This is a genomic window from Kocuria rhizosphaericola (assembly GCF_044462205.1).
Classification (GTDB): Bacteria; Actinomycetota; Actinomycetes; order Actinomycetales; family Micrococcaceae; genus Kocuria; species Kocuria rhizosphaericola.
Genome location: NZ_JBISWK010000080.1, coordinates 1 through 438 on the forward strand (window position 1 = coordinate 1; position 438 = coordinate 438).

A 438-nucleotide genomic window follows, 5' to 3' on the forward strand; every position below is an offset into this window, starting at 1 on the left:
GGGCCCGGCTACTTCTTCGCCCCCACCCTGCTGCGCGACGTCCCCGTCGACGCCCGCGCGGTGACCGAGGAGATCTTCGGCCCCGTCGCCCCGGTGGTGACGTTCACGGACGAGGACGAGGCCGTGGCCCTGGCCAACTCCACCGAGTACGGCCTGGCCTCCTACGTGTTCACCGAGAACATCTCCCGCGGCCTGCGCATCGGCGACCGCATCGAGTTCGGCCTGATGGGCCTCAACGTCGGGGTGATCTCCAACGCGGCCGCCCCCTTCGGCGGGGTCAAGCAGTCCGGACTGGGCCGCGAGGGCGGGGCCGAGGGCCTCCACGAGTACACCACCACCCAGTACATCGGCGTGGAGAACCCCTGGGCCGACGTCCCCGACCCCGGCACCGGCACCCCCGCCTGAGGGTCCTGACCCGCGCTCCCCGGCACGGGACGG

The 438-nt window shown here is 72.8% G+C and carries 1 protein-coding gene; it reads left to right on the forward strand.

Annotated features, from left to right (window positions below; genetic code table 11):
- Positions 1-405 (forward strand): aldehyde dehydrogenase family protein (locus ACH9D2_RS08285; RefSeq protein WP_396362364.1); only part of this gene is annotated, 405 nt, incomplete at its 5' end.
- Positions 406-438: the final 33 nt, after the last annotated feature.